General features: G+C 74.8%; 1 protein-coding gene and 1 pseudogene. Both read left to right on the top strand.

The window, feature by feature from the left end; translation table 11 throughout:
* Nucleotides 1-801 (top strand): lytic polysaccharide monooxygenase auxiliary activity family 9 protein (locus tag AB0J52_RS42140; protein ID WP_500188934.1); only part of this gene is annotated, 801 nt, incomplete at its 5' end.
* Nucleotides 798-1,024, top strand: a pseudogene (locus AB0J52_RS42135) (hypothetical protein); the annotation flags it as partial. The gene AB0J52_RS42140 and the pseudogene AB0J52_RS42135, both read left to right, overlap by 4 nt.

Raw genomic sequence — 1,024 nt, 5'->3', positions numbered from 1 at the left:
CTGGCCGCGCCCGCCGGGACCGCATCCGCGCACGGCACGATGTCCGACCCGCCCAGCCGCGTGTTCGCGTGCGAGCAGGAGGGCCCGGAGAACCCCAAGTCCGACGCGTGCAAGGCCGCCGTCGCGGTCGCGGGCACCCAGCCGTTCTACGACTGGAACGAGGTGTCCCGGCTGGACGCGGGCGGACGGTCGCGGGAGATCATCCCGGACGGCCAGCTCTGCAGCGCCGGCCGCGCCAAGTACCGCGGGCTGGACCTCCAGCGCGCCGACTGGCCCGCCAAGGCCGTCCGGCCCGGGCCGCTCACCGTCACCTACTACGCCACCGCCCCGCACCAGGACAGCAACTTCGCGTTCTACATCACCCGCGACGGCTGGGACCCGACGCAGCCGCTGCGCTGGGCCGACCTCGTCCCGCTGTCCTCGTTCACCCACCAGAACCCGTCCACCTATACGCGCTGGACGCTGAACCTGCCGCAGCGCACCGGCCGCCACCTGCTCTACTCGATCTGGCAGCGGGTCGTCGGCAGCGACGAGGCGTTCTACACCTGCTCGGACGTGGACTTCGGCGGCTCCACGACACCCACCCCACCCCCGACCACGCCCCCCACCACGCCGCCCACGACCCCGCCGCCCACCACGCCGCCGACGCAGCAGCCCGGTGACACCTGGACGGCCGGGAAGACCTACGCGACCGGCGACCGCGTCACCTACGCCGGCGCGACCTACACCTGCCTTCAGGGCCACACCGCGATAGCGGGCTGGGAACCGCCGAACGCTCCGGCGCTGTGGCGGGCCGAGTGACCGTGCGGTGGGCCGTCCTCGCCGTGGCCGCCGCGTGCGCGCTGCTCCTGCTCGGACGATGCGGGGCGGCCGGTGGCTCCGTGTCGCCGGCGGCGCCGCGCGGCGGTCCCGGCTTCAACGCCACCGACGTGATGTTCCTGCAGATGACGGCCCCGCACGAGGGGCAGGGCGTGACCCTCGCCCGGCTCGCGGACGGGTCGCGGGGCCGCCCGGTGCGTCCGGA

Origin of the sequence: Spirillospora sp. NPDC049652 (genome assembly GCF_040675125.1) — a bacterium.
GTDB lineage: Bacteria > Actinomycetota > Actinomycetes > Streptosporangiales > Streptosporangiaceae > Spirillospora.
Note: the sequence above shows the minus strand (reverse complement) of the source record. Positions and strands in the feature narration are given on the sequence as shown.